Raw genomic sequence first — 20333 nt, 5'->3', positions numbered from 1 at the left:
CACGATGGCAGGTCGGATAAGCGAAGCGCACCCGACATTTCACTGGTTAAGACTTCGTCGATTTCTCAAAGCGGCGCAGCAACTGATTCCCACGCTCAACGGCGGTATCCAGCGCCTGCTGTGGCGTCTTCTTACCGGTCCACACGCTTTCCAGTTCTTCATCCACAATCACGCGGATCTGCGGCATGTTGCCCAGACGCAGCCCTTTGGTGAACGGCAACGGCGGCTTGTTCAGCATCTGACGCGTCGCGGTATCCGCCCCGGGGTTTTTCTCGTAAAAGCCCTGCTCACGGGTCAGGTCATACGCTGCTTTGGTGATTGGCAGATAACCGGTTTTCTGATGCCACTCGGCAGCGTTTTCTGGCTTCGCGAGGAAGTCGAGGAACTTCGCCACGCCGGTATACGTTTCTTTATCTTTGCCCTGCATCACCCACAGGCTGGCCCCGCCGATAATGGCGTTTTGTGGCGCACCTTTCGCATCGGCGTCGTAAGGCATCATGCCTACGCCGTAGTTGAATTTGGCGTACTCGCGAATGTTGGCAAGAGAACCAGAAGAGGCTGTCGTCATTGCGCAATCACCGTTATAGAACTTCTCGGTGGATTCATCCTTACGCCCGACGTAGCTGAAGTCGCCCTTCTTGTTCATCTCTTCGAGCATGGTGATGTGTTTCACCTGCTCCGGCTTGTTGAATTCAAGCACCGCGTCTGTGCCGTCAAAGCCGTTGTTTTTGCTGGCAAACGGCAGACCGTTCCAGGCGCTAAAGTTTTCCAGTTGGATCCAGCCCTGCCAACCGCTGGCGTAGCCGCAATTCATGCCGGAGGCTTTCAGTTTCGCGGCATAGTCAGCCAGATCCTGCCAGGTTTTCGGCGGCTGTTCCGGGTCTAACCCTGCTTTCTTGAAGGCGTCTTTGTTGTAATAGAGAACGGGGGTCGAGCTGTTGAACGGCTGGGAGAGTAAGTGGCCCGTTTTGCTGTCGGAGTAGTAACCTGAAACCGTCGGCACAAACTGCGACTCATCAAATTGAATCCCCGCCTCTTTAAACACGTCATACACCGGTTTAATGGCTTTCGACGCCATCATGGTGGCGGTGCCAACTTCATAAACCTGCAAAATAGCCGGCGCGTTACCGGTACGGAATGCGGCAATCCCCGCGCTTAAATTCTGTTCGTAGTTGCCTTTATAGGTCGGTACAATTTTGTAATCCGGGTTTTCGGCGTTAAAACGTTGGGCCAGAGAGTCCACCTCCTTCCCCAGTTCCCCTTCCATAGAATGCCAGAACGGAATGGTCGTCACTGCCTGCGCATTGCCCATTAACGCCAGTCCGAGCGCCAGTGCTGAAGCTGTATAATGTAACGGTTTCATTGATTATCTCTCTTGTTGTACCGAATGCGCGAATTCACGCGTTTTATGCTCGCGGGGTAACATGACATGCTCGAATTACAGAAAAATAACTCTTTTGTTACATTTTTAAGATAGTAAGGTGTCAGAAAGATGACAAGGCGGTGACGGTGCGGGTGAGGGAAAATGGGAGATGGGGCACGGATATCCCAAGAATGCACTGAAAAGAGGCGATTAACGACCTTCTAATCGCCAGAACGCCTTACCATGAAGAGCAAAAATGGCAGCAAATTCTGCGTCCAGTTTTGCTGCCCGATGAGAAGTGCATTTTTCAATTTTAACAATGGATTGCCGCTACACTGGTCTAACGGCAAAGAAGATTTTCATCGCACCACACTCTGCTTCAGTCGTTCATTGGCGGTCTTAATCCATTCCCGGTGGTGTTTTCTATAATGAGGTCTTGAGCGTTTAGCCGTATCAACCACAGCAACATACTGCTCGTTGGCTTCACGTAGTCGACTCATTTTCGCCAGCATTTCCGCATAGTAAATACGCGCCTGCGGGCCGGGGTAATAAGAAACAAGCACCTCAAACTCGCTTTCCGCATCAGCGTATTTTTCCTGGGCGGCTAAGGTTCTGGCGAACAATAAATGCCCGTCTGCCGACTGAAAATCGGGGTTATAACGCATCACATCTTCCAGCGTCTGCTGGCAGGCGGCGAACTCCTGGATGGCAAATTGTGCCTGCGCCAGGCTCAACATCATTGCCGCTTCATGGACGAATATCCCGCTTAACGCCTGCTGATAATGGGGAACGGCTTCGTGATAGCGCCCAAGGCGCGCCAGTTCATTAGCCAACGCATAATGGTTTTGATTGGTCTTCGCAATCGCCAGCTCTTCGGTTAATTTGTGCAGGTGGCGTTCCGGGCTGATTGTGTCCTGCAGACGCATCAGCAAAGTACGCCCGTGACGGTCAGCGCCCGTTTCAGGCAGCATCACCATGACAAAATACGCCACGCAACCAATCACCGGAAAACAGAAGATGATAAAAATCCAATACCGCTCTTGTCCGGTACGGTAAGCGTGAATACAGCAAAGCAGTTCAAGCATGGCGACAACAGCATAATGCATGGGAGGGAACCTTTCCGTGGCAAATAAGTGGTCTGGTTTTAATCCTCCTGGTCAGTCGAAACAAGTCTGTATACGGACGAATACCCGACAGAAGCTGGCTGCCGGGTATTCGATAATTTACCCGCCTAAATACGCACTTCTCACCGCTTCATTCGCCAGCAGCGCGTCGCCAGTATCGGAGAGCACCACATGGCCGTTTTCCAGCACGTAGCCCCGATCCGCCAGTTTTAGCGCCTGGTTGGCGTTCTGCTCGACGAGGAAGATAGTCATCCCCTGCTCGCGCAGCTGCTCGATGGTGTCGAAGATTTGCTGGATGATAATCGGCGCAAGACCGAGCGAGGGCTCATCAAGCAACAACAAACGCGGGTTGCTCATCAGCGCGCGACCAATCGCCAGCATCTGCTGTTCACCGCCGGACATCGTTCCCGCCCGCTGAACACGGCGCTCATGCAGACGTGGAAACAGTTCATACACCCACTTTATGCGCTCCTGAAACTGGTCGCGTTCAGCAAAGAAGCCGCCCATCGCCAGGTTCTCTTCCACCGTCATCCGCGAGAAGACGCGACGCCCTTCTGGGACAATCGCTACCGCTTCGCGCATGATTTTCGCCGTCTGCCAGTCGGTAATGTCTTTATCATCAAACACAATTCGCCCGCTGGTGGCGCGCGGGTCGCCGCATAACGTGCCGAGCAAGGTGGTTTTCCCCGCCCCGTTCGCGCCAATGAGGGTGACAATCTCGCCCTGATTGATATGCAGGCTCACCTCATGTAGCGCCTGGATTTTGCCGTAGTGGGCGCTGACTTTGTCAAAGGACAACATGACTTTTTCCATCTTATGCCTCACCTAAATAGGCACGGATCACGTCCGGGTTATTACGGATCTGCTCCGGCGTACCGTTTGCCAGCGGCGTCCCCTGATTGACCACGTAGATTCTGTCTGAAATTCCCATCACCAGCTTCATATCGTGTTCAATCAACAAGATAGTGGTGTTGTGATGGTTACGCAGTTCGGCAATCAGCTCATCCAGCTCTTTCGTCTCTTTCGGGTTAAGACCTGCTGCCGGTTCGTCGAGCATTAAAATCTCCGGCTGCGTCACCATACAGCGGGCGATCTCCAGACGGCGCTGGTCACCGTAGGCCAGGTTACTCGCCTGACGGTTAGCGTGTTCCAGCAAACCAATGCGCTCAAGCCAGGTGGCGGCGCGATCGAGCGCTTCGCTCTGGGCGCGACGGAAAGAAGGCGTTTTCAATAGGCCAGAGAACAGCCCGGTTTTCAGTTGCTGATGCTGCGCCACCAGCAGGTTTTCAATCACCGTCATTTCGCGGAACAGACGCACATGCTGGAAGGTACGCACCACGCCCATGCGGGCAATTTGCTGACCTGGCAAACCTTCCAGATGCTGATCGCGCAGTAAAATGGTGCCGCCAGTGGGTTTGTAGAATCCGGTCAGGCAGTTGAAGACCGTGGTTTTTCCGGCTCCGTTAGGGCCGATTAACGAGACGATCTCCTGCGGGTGCAGTTCAAGATTGACGTTGTTCACCGCCAGCAGGCCGCCGAATCGCATCATCAGGCCGTTAACAGATAATAATGGCTGACTCATGCCTGCTCTCCTTTCGCTGCGCCGTTTTTCAGCTTCAGTTGCGGGCGCGTCATGGGCAGCAAGCCCTGCGGGCGCCAGATCATCATCAGCACCATCAAACCACCGAGCATTAACATGCTGTATTCGTTGAAATCACGCATCAATTCGCGCGACACCACCAGCAGAACAGCCGCCAGAATCACTGCAAATTGCGATCCCATACCGCCGAGCACCACTATCGCCAGCACAAACGCCGATTCGGCAAAGGTGAAGGATTCCGGGCTGACAAAGCCCTGACGCGCCGCGAACAGCGTTCCGGCAAAACCGGCAAACGCAGCGCTGATGGTAAAGGCAGTCAGCTTGATACGACGCGGGCTTAAGCCCAGCGAACGACAGGCGATTTCATCTTCTCGCAACGCTTCCCACGCGCGGCCCAGCGGCATCCGCAGTAAACGATTAATGACGAACAAAGAGAACACGACCAGCAGCAACGCCACCAGGTAGAGGAAGATGACGCGATCGGAGGGATCGTATTTCAGGCCAAAGAAATTACTGAAGGTGTCCCAGCCCCCTTCACGGGCGGTACGGCTGAACTCAAGGCCGAAGAAAGTCGGTTTCGGGATCTGACTGATACCGTTTGGGCCGCCGGTAATCTCGGTGTTATTGAGCAGCAATATGCGCACAATTTCGCCGAAACCGAGGGTAACGATCGCCAGATAGTCACCGCGCAAGCGCAGCACCGGAAAACCAAGCAGGAAGCCCGCCGCCGCTGCCATTAATCCAGCAATCGGCAGACAGGTCCAGAAGCCCAAGCCGTAATAGTGATTGAGCAGCGCAAAGGTGTAAGCGCCGATGGCGTAAAAGCCGCCGTACCCCAGCACCAGCAGGCCGGAAAGCCCCACCACCACGTTCAGCCCGAGGCCGAGAATAATGTAGATCATGGTCAGGGTGGCGATATCCACCGTCCCGCGCGAGACCATAAACGGCCACGCCACCGCAAGCACCAGCAGCGCCACGAGGAACAGCTTTTGCTTCACCGTGGAGCCATCAATGGCTGGCAGAATAAACTTCGGTCCGGAAACGCTTTTTAGCCCTTTCTGGAAAGCAGGTCGCAAAAGCTGGAAGAAAAAGACCACCGCCGTGCCGATAAACACCCACTCCCAACGGACATCCGAAGCGCTATCGACCACCAGTTTGGTGCCATCCAGCTCCAGTTGCACGCCCATAAAGACGCCAGCGAGGACAAAGAACATCGCGGCAGAAAGCAGCGCCATTGCAATATGCATCGGTTTCATACTTTCTCTACCTCCGGGCGACCCAGAATACCGGTCGGCATCACCAGCAGCACCAGGATCAGCAGGGCGAATGAGACCACATCTTTATATTCCGTACTCAGATAGGCAGAAGAGAGCGCCTCCGCAATCCCCAGAATCAGGCCGCCAATCATCGCCCCCGGAATACTGCCAATCCCGCCGAGCACCGCAGCGGTAAAGGCTTTCATCCCGGCCATAAAGCCGATGTAGGGGTTAATGACGCCGTAGAACTGACCGAGCAGCACGCCCGCCACCGCCGCCATCGCCGCGCCAATCACAAAGGTCAGCGCAATCACCCGGTCGGTGTTAATGCCAAGCAGGCTCGCCATTTTCAGATCTTCCGCGCAGGCACGACAGGCGCGACCCATGCGGGAATAGCGAATGAAAATCGTCAGCGCCAGCATGGCGAGAAAAGTAACAATCCAGATCACCGCCTGCATGGTAGTAATAGAGGCAGAGAAGTTTTCGCTATGACCCACCACCCACTGACCGTTAAACAGGCTCGGCAGCGCCACGTCGCGCGAACCTTCGGTCAGGCTGACGTAGTTTTGCAGGAAGATGGACATACCGATTGCCGAGATGAGTGCAATCAGGCGCTTAGAGTTACGCACCGGGCGATAGGCCACCCGTTCGATACTCCAGCCGTAGGCGCTGGCAATGACTATCGCGCCGACGAATCCCGCCGCCACCAGCAGCCAGCCGGTATCAATGCCCATCATCATCAGTGCGGCGATGATCATAAATGAGACATAGCTGCCAATCATATAAACCTCGCCGTGGGCGAAGTTGATCATGCCGATAATGCCGTAAACCATGGTGTAGCCGATGGCTATCAACGCGTAGGTACTGCCCAGCGTGACGCCGTTAAACATCTGCTGCAAGAAATACAAAAACTGCTCAGACATAAGGTAACCTTTCTAAACCCGCCCGCATTTCACGGGCGGTGGGATGATCACTTGGCTGCCGTGGATGAACCGTCGGCGTGCCACTGGAAGACACCAAAATCAAATCCCTTAAGATCGCCTTTTTCATCCCAGTTCAGCGGCCCAATCACGGTATTTGCACCGTTAGCTTTTAAATCTTTCACCAGCGCCAGCGGTTCATCGCTGCCGGTACGCTCAAGGGCAGTCGCCAGAGATTGCACCGCCGCGTAGGTGATCCAGACATAGGGGCCGGTTGGATCTTTTTTGTCGCCTTTCAGGGCATCAACGATGCCCTGGTTTGCCGGGTCCTGGTCATAGCGCTTTGGCATGGTGACCAACATACCTTCGGCGGCATCACCGGCAATGTTCGACAGCGACGCATTACCCACACCTTCCGGCCCCATAAATTGAGTTTTCAGGCCAACGGAACGGGCCTGGCGCAGCATCTGCCCCATTTCCGGGTAGTAACCGCCGTAGTAAACAAAGTCGATGTTTTCTTTTTTCAGGCGGGCAATCAGCGCAGAGAAATCTTTCTCGCCAGCGGTAATGCCGTCGAAGAAAACGATGTTGGCATTAGCCGCTTTCAGACTATCCTGCACCGAACGCGCCAGCCCTTCGCCATACTGTTGTTTGTCGTGAATGATGGCAATGCGCTGGGGCTTCACCGTCTCAAGAATGTATTTTGCCGCCGTTGGCCCCTGGGAAGAGTCCAGCCCAGCAGTACGCATGATGTGTTGATAACCGCGTTGGGTCAGCTCCGGGTTGGTCGCTCCCGGCGAGATCATCAGGATACCTTCGTCTTCATAGATATCTGACGCAGGTTGGGTAGAAGAAGAACACAGATGACCAATAACGTATTTAATGCCGTCGTTAACGATTTTGTTGGCGACCGCAACGGCTTGTTTCGGGTCGCAGGCGTCGTCATATTCCACGCCAACCAGCTTATCGCCTTTAATTCCCCCTTTGGCATTGATGTCTTTGATTGCCTGACGCGCGCCGTTAAATTCCATATCGCCCCACTGGGCAACCGGGCCGGACATCGCGCCGACAACGGCAACTTTAATATCGTCGGCCAACGCGGTGTGTGATATTGCCAGTGCAATCATCCCTGCGATGATAGTTTTCGCATTCCGTTTCATTATTCAAAATCCCCACTCGTAATGTTGTGCTGCTTTGTTTTTATGTATTCAGAAATCAGACTGTTCTTTTTTTATACTGCACTGTTTTTACCTGTCTGATTAAGGGTTTAGCGCAGTATATTGTGATAATAGCGATTAAAATCCCTATTTTTCAGTCGATTAAGAACAGATAATATTCTGAATATGTTGATAGATAAACAGAAAAAAGCGTCGTTGTCAGCATAAAATAACGGCATAAAGGGCGGAACAATTCACTACCCATCAGGGGATTATGCTGGACAATTTTCATTCTCTAATGTTTTTAATTTGTAATTATTGCTGAAAAAAAATTAATCACCTGCCAAAAGAAATAAAAAAGAGAAAGCCTCCGATTAAATTATTTCGCTACACTGGTTCCACTTTTGTGATTTACACGGGTTACCCATGAAGCTGACCATCATTCGATTAGAAAACTTTAGCGACCAGGACCGGATTGACCTGCAAAAGATCTGGCCGGAGTATTCCCCTTCCTCTTTACAGATTGACGATAACCACCGTATCTACGCCGCGCGTTTTAACGAGCGTCTGCTCGCGGCCGTGCGGGTAACCTTAAGCGGCACCGAGGGAGCACTGGATTCCCTGCGCGTGCGGGAAGTCACCCGGCGTCGCGGTGTAGGGCAATATCTGCTGGAAGAGGCTTTGCGTAACAATCCTGGCGTTTCAGGCTGGTGGATGGCGGATGCTGGCGTGGAAGACCGCAGCGTGATGACAGCGTTTATGCAGGCATTGGGGTTTACGGCACAACAGGACGGCTGGGAGAAGCGTTAATCGCTCTGTGTAAAAAGCAGTTCAATGGATTTGGTTGGGAAAAATAACGCATTTTCGTTTTCTCCGACCAGCGGGATAAAGCCCAGCGACTGATAAAACGTATGGGCTTTTTCATTCAGCGCCTCGACAAAAAGACCGTGAATACCTACCGCTAAAGAGGCTGACCAGACGACTTTCATGGCATGAGCAACCAATGTTGCTCCCCATCCCTGCCCCTGTAATGAACGATCAATTGCCAGACGCCCAAGAGTGACGCTGGGAATATTTTTGTAGGGAATTTTTTTCTGTTTCGATTTCGAGGGCAATGCGGCTCGTTCAAAACAACTGCCGGATAATGTGTAATATCCCAGCACCTGACGTTCTGGAGTGTTGCGACAAAGGATATACGCTCGCAGAATTTTATTGCGATGTTGACGAACCAGATGTGTCGTCAGAAAGAGATTTAACGCTTCCTCGCCGCAGTCGAATCGCTGTAGATCATAATCTGCATCATCGGTCAGAATCTCTATCGTCAGATCATCCATAAATTATTACATTCCCTGAAGACGTTTTGCCGCGCGTTTTAGCTTTTCACCTGGTGACGGGGGATTACTCAGCGCATCCATCACCCGCGTCCAGGATTCCTCATTGAGGATCATCCGCCGATGCTGTTCAATCACTTCCGCAGCCCGCTGTGAAGCGCTGTTCAACATAAATTGGCTGACGGACTGATTAGATATCGCTGCCGCTTCCTCAATCATACTTTTATCATCGTCAGTTAAACGCAGATCGATACGCTGCTTTTTAACAGCAGACATGTGAACTCTCCTGCTCCGTATAATATGTACGGCACATCACCGTACAATAAGCATATCCTGGATTGTTTAATCTTTCTACAACCATTTCGACAAACACAAAAAAACCCGATAGCCGTTAAGCGCATCGGGCATTTTCATTTATCTATCTGTTACTTCGCATCGGTCGCCGTGCCGTTGGCGTGCCAGTCAAATACGCCGAACTCAAAGCCTTTCAGATCGCCTTTCTCATCCCACGTCAGCGGTCCCATCACGGTATCAACCGAATTCGCTTTCAGGTATTTGGCGATCTCCGCCGGATCGTCAGACTGATTCAGGCCCGCCTGCAAAGATTGCAGCGCGGCGTAGGTGGTCCAGACGAACGCACCGCTTGGATCCTGTTTTTTCGCTTTGATCGCGTCAACAATCGGTTTGTTCGCCGGAACCTGATCGTAGTTCTTCGGCTTGGTCACCAGCAGCCCTTCCGCTGACTCGCCCGCGATATTAGACAGCGAGACGTTAGCCACGCCTTCCGGCCCCATAAACTGAGTTTTCAGCCCTGCCGCGCGTGCCTGACGCAGGATTTGCCCCATTTCCGGGTGGTAACCGCCGTAGTAAACGAAATCGATATTCTCTTTCTTCAGACGCGCCACCAGCGTCGAGAAATCTTTTTCCCCAGCGGTGATGCCATCAAAGAACACCACGTTAGCATTGCCTTTCTTCAGGCCGTCCTGCACCGCACGCGCCAGACCTTCGCCGTACTGTTGTTTGTCGTGGACGATAGCAATACGCTGCGGTTTCACTTTCTCAAGAATATATTTCGCCGCCGTCGGTCCCTGGTCGGAGTCCAGGCCGGTGGTGCGCATAATCAACTTATAGCCACGCGCAGTCAGCTCTGGCGCGGTTGCCGCTGGGGTGATCATTAAAATGCCTTCGTCTTCGTAGATGTCAGACGCTGGCTGCGTTGATGAAGAACAGAGGTGACCAATCACGTATTTAATGCCGTCGTTAACGACCTTGTTCGCCACCGCGACCGCTTGTTTCGGGTCACAGGCATCGTCATATTTTACGATTTGCAGTTTGTTGCCTTTAACGCCGCCTTTGGCGTTGATATCCGCTACCGCCTGCTCTGCGCCAGTAAACTCCTGGTCACCGTACTGGGCCACCGGACCAGACATCGCGCCCACGACCGCAACTTTAATATCTTCCGCCAGAGCCATATTGCTGAATGCCAGCGCGATACATCCTGCCAGTAACGCTTTACCCTTTATATTCATCCTGAGAATCCCCATTCTTCTGGTTATTACGTGTGTTGTGATGTTGTTATTCAGCACTTTATTTCGTTTTATGCATGGCTACCCGTGCTTTAGCAGCATACTCTGCTAAAACATACCCGATTTTTATGATATTGGAATAGCTATTTTGACAGTTTATTAACAATCTGCGTTGGGATTGGCGTTTTGCCGGAGGGGGAAATTGATTATTGCAGAGGCCCAAAAAACAAAAACCCCGGACTCTCATCCAGGGTTCTCTGCTTAACAGCGGAAATTACGCTTCAATAGCAGCGCGAAGTTTTTTCATCGCGTTCTTTTCCAGCTGACGCACACGCTCAGCGGAAACGCCGTAACGGTCAGCCAGTTCCTGCAACGTGGACTTGTTGTCTTCGTCCAGCCAGCGCGCGCGGATGATATCCTGGCTACGCTCGTCCAGACCTTGCATCGCATCGGTCAGGCGGTTTGCCGCCTGCTCTTCCCAGTTATCATCTTCAATGCCGTCGGCAAAGTTGGATGATTTATCCTGCAGATAGAGCACCGGAGCCATCGGCTGGCTATCGGAATCGTCGTCGGAAGACAGGTCAAAGGTCATGTCCTGCGCTGCCATACGCGACTCCATCTCACGCACGTCTTTGCTGGTTACGCCCAGTTCACGGGCCACCATTTCGACTTCGTCCTGGTTAAACCAGCCCAGACGCTGCTTGGTTTTACGCAGGTTGAAGAACAGTTTGCGTTGCGCTTTGGTGGTCGCAACTTTGACGATACGCCAGTTACGCAGAACGTATTCGTGGATCTCTGCTTTGATCCAGTGAACGGCGAAGGAGACCAGGCGCACACCCACTTCCGGGTTAAAACGGCGCACTGCTTTCATCAGGCCGATGTTACCTTCCTGAATCAAATCCGCCTGTGGCAGGCCATAGCCCGCATAATTACGAGCAATATGAACAACAAACCGCAGGTGAGACAGGATCAGCGTTTTAGCTGCTTCCAGATCGCCATGGTAATGCAGCTTTTCAGCCAGCGCCCGCTCCTCGTCAGCCGACAACATCGGCCACGCGTTAGCTGCCCGGATGTAGGAATCCAGGTTGCCAACAGGGGCTAAAGCTAAACTTTGCATTTTGTCAGTCATTCAAATCCTCTCAATCGATATCTTCTGGCGCCTCAGTGGTAGCAACAACTGTGCCAGAGCTTAAGAGCAATGAGGTTATCATTCACTGTTTTATCAGACCGTGATTTTATCCACAAGTTCAATGCAACGCTGTGAATAAATTACGCACAAAATGTGACATAGAGATGAAATACCGGGAAGAGACAACGGGGTCTCTTTCCCTGCTACGGAACCCATTGCAGGGAAAGAGTATAACACGCTTTTATTATTCAGGCGTAAAATGGCGTAAATGTTGTACCGTGGCAAGCCAGGCTGCCACCCAGCCAATCATCGAACACACCAGCAGCAAAAGCAGACATTCATCGAACGATAAGCCATTGATATCAAACTTAGTTCCGAAAACCTGCGCCACTTCCGCCACCGCTGACGACAAACGCAGTACCAGAATTTCTGACAAAATTAATGACAACAATGCGCCAGAAAATCCCAGCAGCGCACCGCCGTACAGGAACGGGCGAAGGATGAAACCATCCGTCGCACCAATCAGTTTCTGCACGTTGATGGAGTCACGGCGAGCAAAGATGCTCAGACGCACACTGTTGCCGATGACGAGGAACACAGCCGCCACCATCAATACGCCGATCATCGCCGAAACGCGCCCGACCAGCCCGGTCAACGCCGCCAGACGGGCAAACCAGCTGTCATCCATCCGCACTTCGTCAATGCCGTTAATCTGAGTGATTCGATCGCGCAGCGTATTCAGTGACTCCGTCCCCTGAAAATCGAGTTTCGGGATCACCACCGCTACTGCCGGAAGCGGGTTTTCTTCCAGCATATCCAGCGCACCACCAAAGCCAGACCAGTTACGGAACTCGCCCAGTGCGTCTTCACGAGAAAGATAGTTCACTTTCTCCACGCCCTGCTCGGCCTGTAGCTGCGCCACCACGCCTGCTGCGGCGTCATCATCCAGTGTTTTTTGTAGATAAACAGTGATTTGTGGTGACGGATAATACTGCGTCGCCGCCTGGTTAACGTTTTTGTACACCATATAACAGACGCTTGGCAGCGTCAGGGAGATGGCGATGACCATCACGGTTAGAAACGTGGCGAACGGTTTGCTTTTCAGATCCTGCAAAGCGCCGTGGAACGCATAGCGCACCTGTTCGTTGAAAACGTTGGTTTTGCGATTTGCCGGTTTTGGCGAGGACTTCGCGCGTTTCGGCGCGTTACGCCCCCCGTCGCCAGAGCCGCCAGCCGATTTACGGAAGCGATCAAGACGCCCGCCAAACTGCCGGATATGATTGATTGCATCGCGCTTATTCATGGCCCACGCCTCCATGCAAGTGACCATCGCTCAGGGTGAGCATGCGATAGGAACGTCGTGAAATCAGGTTGATGTCGTGTGTAGCCATCAATACTGTTACCCCAACGCGATTAAACTCTTCAAACAGACGTAAAATCCCTTCTGACAGCGCATCATCCAGGTTACCGGTCGGTTCGTCCGCCAGCAGTACCGCAGGTTTGTTCACCACCGCGCGGGCAATGCCAACGCGCTGCTGTTCACCACCAGAAAGCTGTATTGGAAAGTTTTTCGCTTTGTCCAGTAGCCCGACTTTGTCCAGCGCCGCCGATACACGGCGACGAATATCGTCACCGCTGGCACCGGCGATAATCAACGGGATCGCCACGTTATCATAGACTGTACGGTCCATCAGTAGATGGTGATCCTGGAAAATCATGCCGATCTGGCGGCGCAGAAACGGAACTTCACGGTTTTTCAGACGCGTGATGTCATGGCCGCTAAACCAGATTTTCCCGGCGCTTGGCCGCTCAATCCCACAGATCAGCTTCAGGAGGGTACTTTTCCCTGCACCGGAATGACCGGTCAGAAACGCCATCTCACCCGGCTGCATATGAAACGTAACGCCCTGCAGCGCCTGTCTCCCACCGAGATAAGCCTTGCTGACATGTTCAAAGCGAATCATTGTTAATCCTCTCGGGCAAAAAGTGCCTCTATAAAGTCGTCCGCCTTAAACGGACGCAAATCCTCAATACGTTCGCCGACACCAATATAGCGGATAGGAATACCAAACTGGTCAGCCACCGAGAAAATTACCCCGCCTTTCGCCGTGCCGTCCAGTTTCGTTAACGTGATGCCGGTTAAGCCAACCGCTTCGTGGAACAGTTTGGCCTGGCTTACCGCATTCTGCCCGGTGCTGGCATCGATAGTCAGCATAACTTCATGCGGGGCTTCAACGTCGAGTTTCTTCATCACGCGGACGATTTTCTTCAGCTCTTCCATCAGGTGCGATTTGTTCTGCAGGCGTCCGGCGGTATCGGCAATCAGAACGTCAACATTACGCGCCTTCGCAGCCTGAATGGCGTCGAAGATAACAGAGGCGGAATCCGCACCGGTATGCTGAGCAATCACCGGGATATTGTTGCGCTGACCCCAGACCTGAAGCTGCTCAACCGCTGCCGCACGGAAAGTATCGCCCGCCGCCAGCATCACCGATTTACCTTGCTGTTCAAACTGACGCGCCAGCTTGCCAATCGTCGTGGTTTTCCCCACGCCATTGACGCCGACCATCAGGATCACAAACGGCGCTTTGCCTTCGACGTTCAGTGGTTCATCGACTTTCGCCAGAATCTCGCCCATCTCTTCTTTCAGCAGGCCATAGAGCGCCTCGGCGTCACGAAGCTGCTTGCGGGATGCGCCTTCTGTCAGATTGGTGATGATTTTACGCGTGGTTTCCACACCCACATCGGCGATCAAAAGCTGCTCTTCCAGCTCCTCAAACAGATCATCGTCGATTTTTTTACCGCGGAACAGGCTGATAAATCCGGAACCGAGATTTTCTTTGGTTTTTAACAGGCTGCGTTTCAGGCGCGCGAAGAAACCTTCTTTGGTCGGTTTTTCTTGCTCCTGGGCAATTTCTTCAACCGGCTGCTCTTCTTCTGCCGGAGGAACCACCATCACCGCCTCTTCTGCCGCTTCGGCAGCCAGCGCCTGTGCTTCCAGCTCTTCGTCGGTGATTTCTTCTTTAGCCGCTTCTTCTTGCGCCGCTTCGACAATCTCCACGGTTTCCGCTTCTGCCTGCCATTCTTCTGGCGAAACCTCTTCGGCGTTGACGTCTTCCGGCAACGGCAGCTCTTCACGCTCGATAGCCACTGGCTCCGGCGTGACTTCAGGTTCAACTACCGGTGCTGGCGATTCTTCCACTACGAGTTCTGGCTGCGCACTGGCTTCCGCTTCGACAACAGCGTCAGGCTGCACTTTCTCGCTTTCGGCAACCTGTTCCGTCACTTCCACCACTTCGGCAGCAAAAGTTTCCGCCTCGGCTTCAGTATGGGCCTGCGGCAACTCCTCAACAGGTTGTTCAGCAACCTTCGCAGGCTCTTCTGCCTGGACAGTTTCTTCTACAACCGATTGATCATTTTGGACTTCTGTCTCTCTTTCCGGGGTCTGCTCTTTTTGACCAAAGCCCAGCCAGGAAAAAAAGCCACGTTTTTTTTCTTTCGCCATCTGCGACTACACTCCTCGCTGTTGCTTCATGGCACAGCGTTAACGCTATGTACATAGCAGCTAAAAAAATGATGAAATAGTCTATCACTTAACTGAATACACATCACCGCCTGCAATTATGTGTTATCTGGCGGATTGAGCAATTTATCATGAAAAAACCGAATCATTCCGGTAGCGGCCAAATCCGCATTATTGGCGGGCAGTGGCGAGGCCGTAAACTCCCGGTTCCGGACAGCCCAGGCCTGCGCCCCACCACCGATCGCGTGCGCGAAACGTTATTTAACTGGCTGGCTCCGGTTATCGTCGATGCGCAATGTCTGGATTGCTTCGCCGGTAGCGGCGCGCTGGGGCTGGAAGCCTTGTCTCGCTACGCTGCGGGCGCCACGCTGATTGAGATGGATCGTGCGGTGCATCAGCAATTAATCAAGAATCTGGCAACCCTGAAAGCAGATAATGCGCGGGTGGTTAACAGCAATGCAATGTCATTCCTGGCGCAAAAAGGCACACCGCATAATATCGTGTTTGTCGATCCGCCATTCCGCCGTGGCTTGTTGGAAGAAACCATTAATTTACTGGAAGATAACGGCTGGCTGGCTGACGAAGCCTGGATATATGTCGAGAGTGAAGTAGAAAATGGCCTGCCTACTGTTCCGGCAAACTGGTCGTTATATCGGGAAAAAGTGGCGGGTCAAGTTGCTTATCGGTTGTATCAGCGTGAAACACAAGGAGAAAGTGATGCTGATTAATATTGGACGTTTGTTAATGCTTTGCGTATGGGGATTTTTAATCCTCAATCTTGTTCAGCCATTTCCGCGACCGCTGAATATTTTCGTTAACGTGGCGCTGATTTTTATGGTGCTGATGCATGGTTTGCAACTGGCATTACTGAAATCCACCTTGCCGAAAGACGGCCCGCAGATGACCACCGCCGAAAAGGTGCGTATTTTCCTTTTCGGCGTGTTTGAACTGCTGGCCTGGCAGAAGAAATTTAAAGTTAAAAAATAACCTTATTGTTCGCCAACAAAGCTGACAAAACGCGTGCCTTTATAGCTCAGCGTACCTTTATCGCCCACTGTCAGGGCGTGGTACTGCTGGGCATCTAGACGGAACGTCTGCTCCAGTCCACCGCTTTGCGGTTTGAAGCTTGCCTCATAGCGCACACTGGTGCCAGCCGGAGTCACTTCCTGCTGGCGCGAACGGCGATCGTTAATTGGTTTTTCCCGCTTGTTACTCACCACCACCAGCTTTTGCTGGAGCGGTGCCATATCATTATCAACTTTTTCCCGCCGCTGCTGCATAAAGCGAAATGATGCAGCGACAACAATTAAGCCAATGATAACAATAAAGAAAAGAGGTGGTTTACTCATCTTTGTACCTTATCGGAAAATGCGGAAATAAGCATACCCTGCCCGTTATGGTGTTGTCATCTGTCCGCCCTCGCCACTAAACTGAATAGCAAGACTGTAGGCATTCCGCTTACTAAATAATAACGAATTCAAGGAACTAAGATGCTTTGGTCGTTTATCGCTGTCTGTCTTTCCGCATGGCTATCTGTGGATGCCTCCTATCGTGGTTCAACCTGGCAACGCTGGGTGTTTAAGCCGTTAACTCTTCTTCTCCTGCTATTACTGGCCTGGCAAGCGCCGATGTTCGACGCCATTAGCTATCTGGTGCTGGCGGGGCTATGTGCGTCGCTGCTGGGCGATGCGCTAACGCTATTGCCACGTCAGCGTCTGATGTACGCCATTGGCGCATTTTTCCTCTCGCACCTGCTGTACACCATCTATTTTGCCAGCCAGATGACGCTCTCTTTCTTCTGGCCATTGCCGCTGGTGCTGCTGGTACTGGGCGCGCTGTTGCTGGCCATTATCTGGACACACCTGGAAGAGTTACGTTGGCCCATTTGTACCTTTGTCGGTATGACGCTGGTGATGGTGTGGCTGGCAGGCGAACTGTGGTTCTTCCGTCCGACCGCTCCGGCGCTCTCTGCGTTTGTCGGCGCTTCGTTACTGTTTATCAGTAACTTTGTCTGGCTGGGTAGTCACTATCGCCGACGCTTCCGGGCCGATAACGCGATTGCTGCTGCCTGCTACTTTGCCGGTCACTTCCTCATCGTCCGCTCGCTGTATCTCTGATAAAACTTGACTCTGGAGTCGACTCCAGAGTGTATCCTTCGGTTAATGAGAAAAAACTTAACCGGAGGATGCCATGTCGACTCCTGACAATCTCGGCAAGAAAGCCCCCCAATTTGCTGCGTTCAAACCGCTAACACCGGTAAAGAACGCCAACGACTGTTGCTGCGACGGCGCATGTTCCAGTACGCCAACACTCTCCGAAAACGTCTCCGGCAACCGCTATAGCTGGAAAGTCAGCGGCATGGACTGTGCCGCCTGTGCGCGCAAGGTAGAAAATGCCGTGCGCCAGCTTGTAGGCGTGAATCAGGTGCAGGTGTTGTTCGCCACCGAGAAGCTGGTGGTTGATGCCGACAATGACATCCGCGCACAAATTGAATCTGCGGTGCAAAAAGCAGGCTATTCCCTGCGCGATGAACAGGCCACCGACGAACCACAAGAATCACGCCTGAAAGAGAATCTGCCGCTGATTACGCTTATCGTGATGATGGCAATCAGTTGGGGACTGGAGCAGTTCAATCATCCGTTTGGTCAACTGGCGTTTATCGCCACCACGCTGGTTGGGCTGTACCCAATTGCTCGTCAGGCATTACGGCTGATCAAATCCGGCAGTTACTTTGCTATTGAAACGTTAATGAGCGTAGCCGCCATTGGTGCGCTGTTTATTGGCGCAACGGCTGAAGCTGCGATGGTGTTGCTGCTGTTTTTGATTGGCGAACGACTGGAAGGCTGGGCCGCCAGCCGCGCGCGTCAGGGCGTTAGCGCGTTAATGGCGCTGAAACCAGAAACCGCCACGCGTCTGCGTAACGGTGAGCGTGAAGAGGTGGCAATAAACAGCCTGCGGCCTGGCGATGTGATTGAAGTTGCGGCAGGTGGGCGTTTGCCTGCCGACGGTAAACTGCTCTCACCGTTTGCCAGTTTTGATGAAAGCGCCCTGACCGGAGAATCCATTCCGGTGGAGCGCGCAACGGGCGATAAAGTTCCTGCAGGCGCCACCAGCGTAGACCGTCTGGTAACGCTGGAAGTGCTGTCAGAACCGGGTGCCAGCGCCATTGACCGGATTCTGAAACTGATCGAAGAAGCCGAAGAGCGCCGCGCGCCCATTGAGCGGTTTATCGACCGTTTCAGCCGTATCTATACGCCCGCGATTATGGCCGTCGCTCTGCTGGTAACGCTGGTTCCGCCGCTGCTGTTTGCCGCAAGCTGGCAGGAGTGGATTTATAAAGGGCTGACGCTGCTACTGATTGGTTGCCCGTGTGCGTTAGTTATCTCCACGCCCGCGGCGATTACCTCCGGGCTGGCGGCGGCGGCACGTCGTGGGGCATTGATTAAAGGTGGCGCGGCGCTGGAACAGCTAGGTCGCGTTACCCAGGTGGCGTTTGATAAAACCGGAACGCTGACCGTCGGGAAACCACGCGTTACCGCCATCCATCCGGCAACGGGTATTAGCGAATCTGAACTGCTGACACTGGCGGCGGCGGTCGAGCAAGGCGCAACACATCCACTTGCGCAAGCCATAGTTCGTGAAGCGCAGGTCGCTGCACTCGCTATTCCCGCCGCCGAGTCACAGCGGGCGCTGGTCGGGTCCGGCATTGAAGCGCAGGTTAACGGTGAGCGCGTATTGATTTGCGCTGCCGGAAAACATCCTGCTGATGCATTCGCCGGTTTGATTAATGAACTGGAAAGCGCCGGGCAAACGGTAGTGCTGGTGGTACGTAACGATGACGTGCTGGGTGTCATTGCATTGCAGGACACCCTGCGCGCCGATGCCGCAACTGCTATCAATGAACTGAACGCGCTGGGCGTCAAAGGGGTGATCCTCACTGGCGATAATCCACGCGCAGCGGCGGCAATTGCCGGGGAACTGGGGCTGGAGTTTAAAGCGGGCCTCTTGCCGGAAGATAAAGTCAAAGCGGTGACCGAGCTGAATCAACATGCGCCGCTGGCGATGGTCGGCGACGGTATTAACGACGCGCCAGCGATGAAAGCCGCCGCCATCGGAATTGCAATGGGCAGTGGCACAGACGTGGCGCTGGAAACCGCAGATGCGGCATTAACCCATAACCACCTGCGCGGCCTGGTGCAAATGATTGAACTGGCGCGCGCCACTCACGCCAATATCCGCCAGAACATCACCATTGCATTGGGGCTGAAAGGCGTTTTCCTCGTCACCACACTGTTAGGGATGACCGGCCTGTGGCTGGCGGTGCTGGCAGATACGGGGGCGACGGTGCTGGTAACGGCGAATGCATTAAGGTTGTTGCGCAGGAGATAAAGGTGTTGCCTGATAGCCTCTGGCTATCAGGCTTAGTGCTGAGGCGGGAACGGCAGCATGGTCAGGAAAGCGTAATATAGCGCTAACATCAGAATGACGGAGATAACACTGAATGCAGCAACCAGGCGGGATGCTAATGATGGCCTTTTGAACATCAACCACAGGGCATAAGCAAGCCCGACACCGCTAAGTAAAGGTAAAAAAATCATTAACCAGAGCCAACCACAGGCAAGTACCCCCAGCCATCCCCCCATGATGATAAAAACAGGCATCAGCCAATTGGGGGCGAACATCGCCAGCAATCCCAGCAATCCCAGACAAACTGGAATTAAATCATCCATTTGTGCATTCCATTACACTTGCGTACCGGATGCGCCGTGAACGCCTTATCTGGCCTACACAGAGCATCGAACTCGTAGGCATGATAAGACACGGCAGCGTCGCATCAGGCATTGTGCACCGTATCGCAGATGCAGCTTGAACGCTTTATCCGTCCTGCAAACCGGTTGCAAGCCGCAACATTGAGCACGTTCGGTCCCCTCGCCCCTCTGGGGAGAAGGTTAGGGTGAGAGGAAAAGGCGGCATCGAAGCCAATCAGCCCCTATCAACCGCCTTTACGAATCAAATAACGATAAGGCAAGCCATCCGTCTCTTTAGCAACCAGTTCGTGTTCCATAAAGGTACAAAACCCAGGAATATCGCGGGTCGTCGCCGGATCGTCAGCAATAATCAGCAACGTTTTGCCAGGCTGCATATTGCGCACGGTTTTGCGCACCATCATCACCGGTTCCGGGCAGCGCAGGCCAAGCGCGTCGAGTGTGTGGTCAGGGCTGGAAAAGAGATCGGTCATTTTCTTCTCATCACATAAAAAAACGGCGCTAGTTTACGCTCTGTATGTCCGTTAGCAAACCAGGTTAACGATTGCGTGAAAATTAGCCATTGCATTGTCAACGTAAAGCAGTATCATGCGGCGGCTCGAAAAAAGGGTAAGCACGTTATTATGTTAAGGTAACAG

At 53.1% G+C, this 20333-nt stretch carries 22 protein-coding genes; 5 read left to right on the top strand and 17 right to left on the bottom strand.

The genetic code is table 11. The features are described 5' to 3' along the window. Positions 1-46: 46 nt before the first annotated feature. The 7 genes from ugpB to livK all read right to left on the bottom strand — a co-directional run bounded on the left by ugpB (position 47) and on the right by livK (position 7423). A complete protein-coding gene (gene ugpB / locus FEK42_RS09590; protein ID WP_135559215.1) occupies positions 47-1363 on the bottom strand; it encodes a sn-glycerol-3-phosphate ABC transporter substrate-binding protein UgpB in 1317 nt (438 codons plus the stop codon). A gap of 359 nt (positions 1364-1722) precedes the next feature. Beyond that, the gene (locus tag FEK42_RS09585) at positions 1723-2469 is read right to left on the bottom strand and encodes a tetratricopeptide repeat protein (protein WP_135410757.1); all 747 of its coding nucleotides are present in this window, start codon (positions 2467-2469) and stop codon (positions 1723-1725) included. A gap of 117 nt (positions 2470-2586) precedes the next feature. Further along, positions 2587-3300, bottom strand: coding sequence for a high-affinity branched-chain amino acid ABC transporter ATP-binding protein LivF (gene livF / locus FEK42_RS09580; RefSeq protein ID WP_000416895.1), 714 nt, complete (start codon positions 3298-3300; stop codon positions 2587-2589). A 1-nt stretch (position 3301) separates the two neighbouring features. After that, the gene (gene livG / locus FEK42_RS09575; RefSeq protein ID WP_135493067.1) at positions 3302-4069 is read right to left on the bottom strand and encodes a high-affinity branched-chain amino acid ABC transporter ATP-binding protein LivG; all 768 of its coding nucleotides are present in this window, start codon (positions 4067-4069) and stop codon (positions 3302-3304) included. Beyond that, positions 4066-5343, bottom strand: coding sequence for a branched chain amino acid ABC transporter permease LivM (gene livM, locus FEK42_RS09570; RefSeq protein WP_135493068.1), 1278 nt, complete (start codon positions 5341-5343; stop codon positions 4066-4068). The genes livG and livM overlap by 4 nt, the downstream gene beginning before the upstream one ends. Beyond that, the gene (livH, locus tag FEK42_RS09565; RefSeq protein WP_001295111.1) at positions 5340-6266 is read right to left on the bottom strand and encodes a high-affinity branched-chain amino acid ABC transporter permease LivH; all 927 of its coding nucleotides are present in this window, start codon (positions 6264-6266) and stop codon (positions 5340-5342) included. The genes livM and livH overlap by 4 nt, the downstream gene beginning before the upstream one ends. Before the next feature lie 47 nt (positions 6267-6313). Next, on the bottom strand, positions 6314-7423 hold the full coding sequence (gene livK, locus FEK42_RS09560; RefSeq protein ID WP_135408145.1) for a high-affinity branched-chain amino acid ABC transporter substrate-binding protein LivK: 1110 nt from the start codon (positions 7421-7423) through the stop codon (positions 6314-6316). Between the two features lie 423 nt (positions 7424-7846). Between livK and panM the strand changes: the two genes are divergently transcribed. After that, positions 7847-8230: an aspartate 1-decarboxylase autocleavage activator PanM gene (gene panM / locus FEK42_RS09555; protein WP_135493069.1), complete on the top strand. Its 384-nt coding sequence runs from the start codon at positions 7847-7849 to the stop codon at positions 8228-8230. Here panM and ataT read toward each other — a convergent pair. The 7 genes from ataT to ftsY form a co-directional block, all read right to left on the bottom strand. Beyond that, positions 8227-8754 (bottom strand): type II toxin-antitoxin system toxin acetyltransferase AtaT, encoded by a 528-nt coding sequence (gene ataT, locus FEK42_RS09550; protein WP_000342453.1) that lies wholly within the window; start codon positions 8752-8754, stop codon positions 8227-8229. The two genes, panM and ataT, sit on opposite strands and share 4 nt — an antisense overlap. A 6-nt stretch (positions 8755-8760) precedes the next feature. Next, complete coding sequence (ataR, locus tag FEK42_RS09545; RefSeq protein ID WP_001277106.1) at positions 8761-9027, bottom strand: type II toxin-antitoxin system antitoxin AtaR; 267 nt, start codon at positions 9025-9027, stop codon at positions 8761-8763. 149 nt (positions 9028-9176) lie between these two features. Then, positions 9177-10280, bottom strand: a complete 1104-nt coding sequence (gene livJ, locus FEK42_RS09540; protein ID WP_130209078.1) for a branched chain amino acid ABC transporter substrate-binding protein LivJ — start codon at positions 10278-10280, stop codon at positions 9177-9179. Positions 10281-10551: 271 nt separating this feature from the next. Continuing rightward, positions 10552-11406 carry an RNA polymerase sigma factor RpoH gene (rpoH, locus tag FEK42_RS09535; protein ID WP_000130217.1) on the bottom strand — a complete coding sequence of 285 codons (855 nt, stop codon included), beginning with the start codon at positions 11404-11406 and terminating at the stop codon, positions 10552-10554. A 244-nt stretch (positions 11407-11650) separates the two neighbouring features. Then, on the bottom strand, positions 11651-12709 hold the full coding sequence (ftsX, locus tag FEK42_RS09530) for a permease-like cell division protein FtsX (RefSeq protein ID WP_130209080.1): 1059 nt from the start codon (positions 12707-12709) through the stop codon (positions 11651-11653). Further along, on the bottom strand, positions 12702-13370 hold the full coding sequence (ftsE, locus tag FEK42_RS09525; RefSeq protein WP_000617723.1) for a cell division ATP-binding protein FtsE: 669 nt from the start codon (positions 13368-13370) through the stop codon (positions 12702-12704). Before ftsE ends, ftsX begins: the two co-directional genes overlap by 8 nt. A gap of 2 nt (positions 13371-13372) precedes the next feature. Then, positions 13373-14911 (bottom strand): signal recognition particle-docking protein FtsY, encoded by a 1539-nt coding sequence (ftsY, locus tag FEK42_RS09520; RefSeq protein WP_138211817.1) that lies wholly within the window; start codon positions 14909-14911, stop codon positions 13373-13375. Between the two features lie 149 nt (positions 14912-15060). Here ftsY and rsmD point away from each other — a divergent pair, with 149 nt between their 5' ends. Both rsmD and FEK42_RS09510 read left to right on the top strand, forming a co-directional pair. After that, entirely contained in the window at positions 15061-15657 is a 597-nt protein-coding gene (gene rsmD, locus FEK42_RS09515; protein WP_130209084.1) for a 16S rRNA (guanine(966)-N(2))-methyltransferase, read from the top strand. Next, complete coding sequence (locus FEK42_RS09510) at positions 15647-15916, top strand: DUF1145 family protein (RefSeq protein WP_135493071.1); 270 nt, start codon at positions 15647-15649, stop codon at positions 15914-15916. The genes rsmD and FEK42_RS09510 overlap by 11 nt, the downstream gene beginning before the upstream one ends. Positions 15917-15918: 2 nt before the next feature. Here the strand turns inward: FEK42_RS09510 and FEK42_RS09505 are convergent, their stop codons facing one another. Further along, positions 15919-16278: a DUF2500 domain-containing protein gene (locus tag FEK42_RS09505; protein ID WP_135493072.1), complete on the bottom strand. Its 360-nt coding sequence runs from the start codon at positions 16276-16278 to the stop codon at positions 15919-15921. Positions 16279-16419: 141 nt separating this feature from the next. On the opposite strand from FEK42_RS09505, the gene FEK42_RS09500 reads away from it, so the two are divergent. Together FEK42_RS09500 and zntA are read left to right on the top strand one after the other, a co-directional pair. Continuing rightward, positions 16420-17046, top strand: a complete 627-nt coding sequence (locus FEK42_RS09500) for a lysoplasmalogenase (RefSeq protein ID WP_135493073.1) — start codon at positions 16420-16422, stop codon at positions 17044-17046. Positions 17047-17119: 73 nt separating this feature from the next. Further along, entirely contained in the window at positions 17120-19318 is a 2199-nt protein-coding gene (gene zntA, locus FEK42_RS09495; protein WP_135493074.1) for a Zn(II)/Cd(II)/Pb(II) translocating P-type ATPase ZntA, read from the top strand. A gap of 32 nt (positions 19319-19350) precedes the next feature. Here the strand turns inward: zntA and FEK42_RS09490 are convergent, their stop codons facing one another. Both FEK42_RS09490 and tusA read right to left on the bottom strand, forming a co-directional pair. Continuing rightward, positions 19351-19659 carry a hypothetical protein gene (locus FEK42_RS09490; protein WP_135493075.1) on the bottom strand — a complete coding sequence of 103 codons (309 nt, stop codon included), beginning with the start codon at positions 19657-19659 and terminating at the stop codon, positions 19351-19353. Positions 19660-19922: 263 nt separating this feature from the next. Beyond that, on the bottom strand, positions 19923-20168 hold the full coding sequence (gene tusA / locus FEK42_RS09485; protein ID WP_135493076.1) for a sulfurtransferase TusA: 246 nt from the start codon (positions 20166-20168) through the stop codon (positions 19923-19925). Positions 20169-20333 lie beyond the last annotated feature (165 nt).

The organism is Escherichia sp. E2748, assembly GCF_005781125.1.
Taxonomy (GTDB): Bacteria; Pseudomonadota; Gammaproteobacteria; order Enterobacterales; family Enterobacteriaceae; genus Escherichia.
The sequence above is the reverse complement of the archived record's forward strand: the minus strand, read 5'-3'. Positions and strand labels throughout refer to the sequence as shown.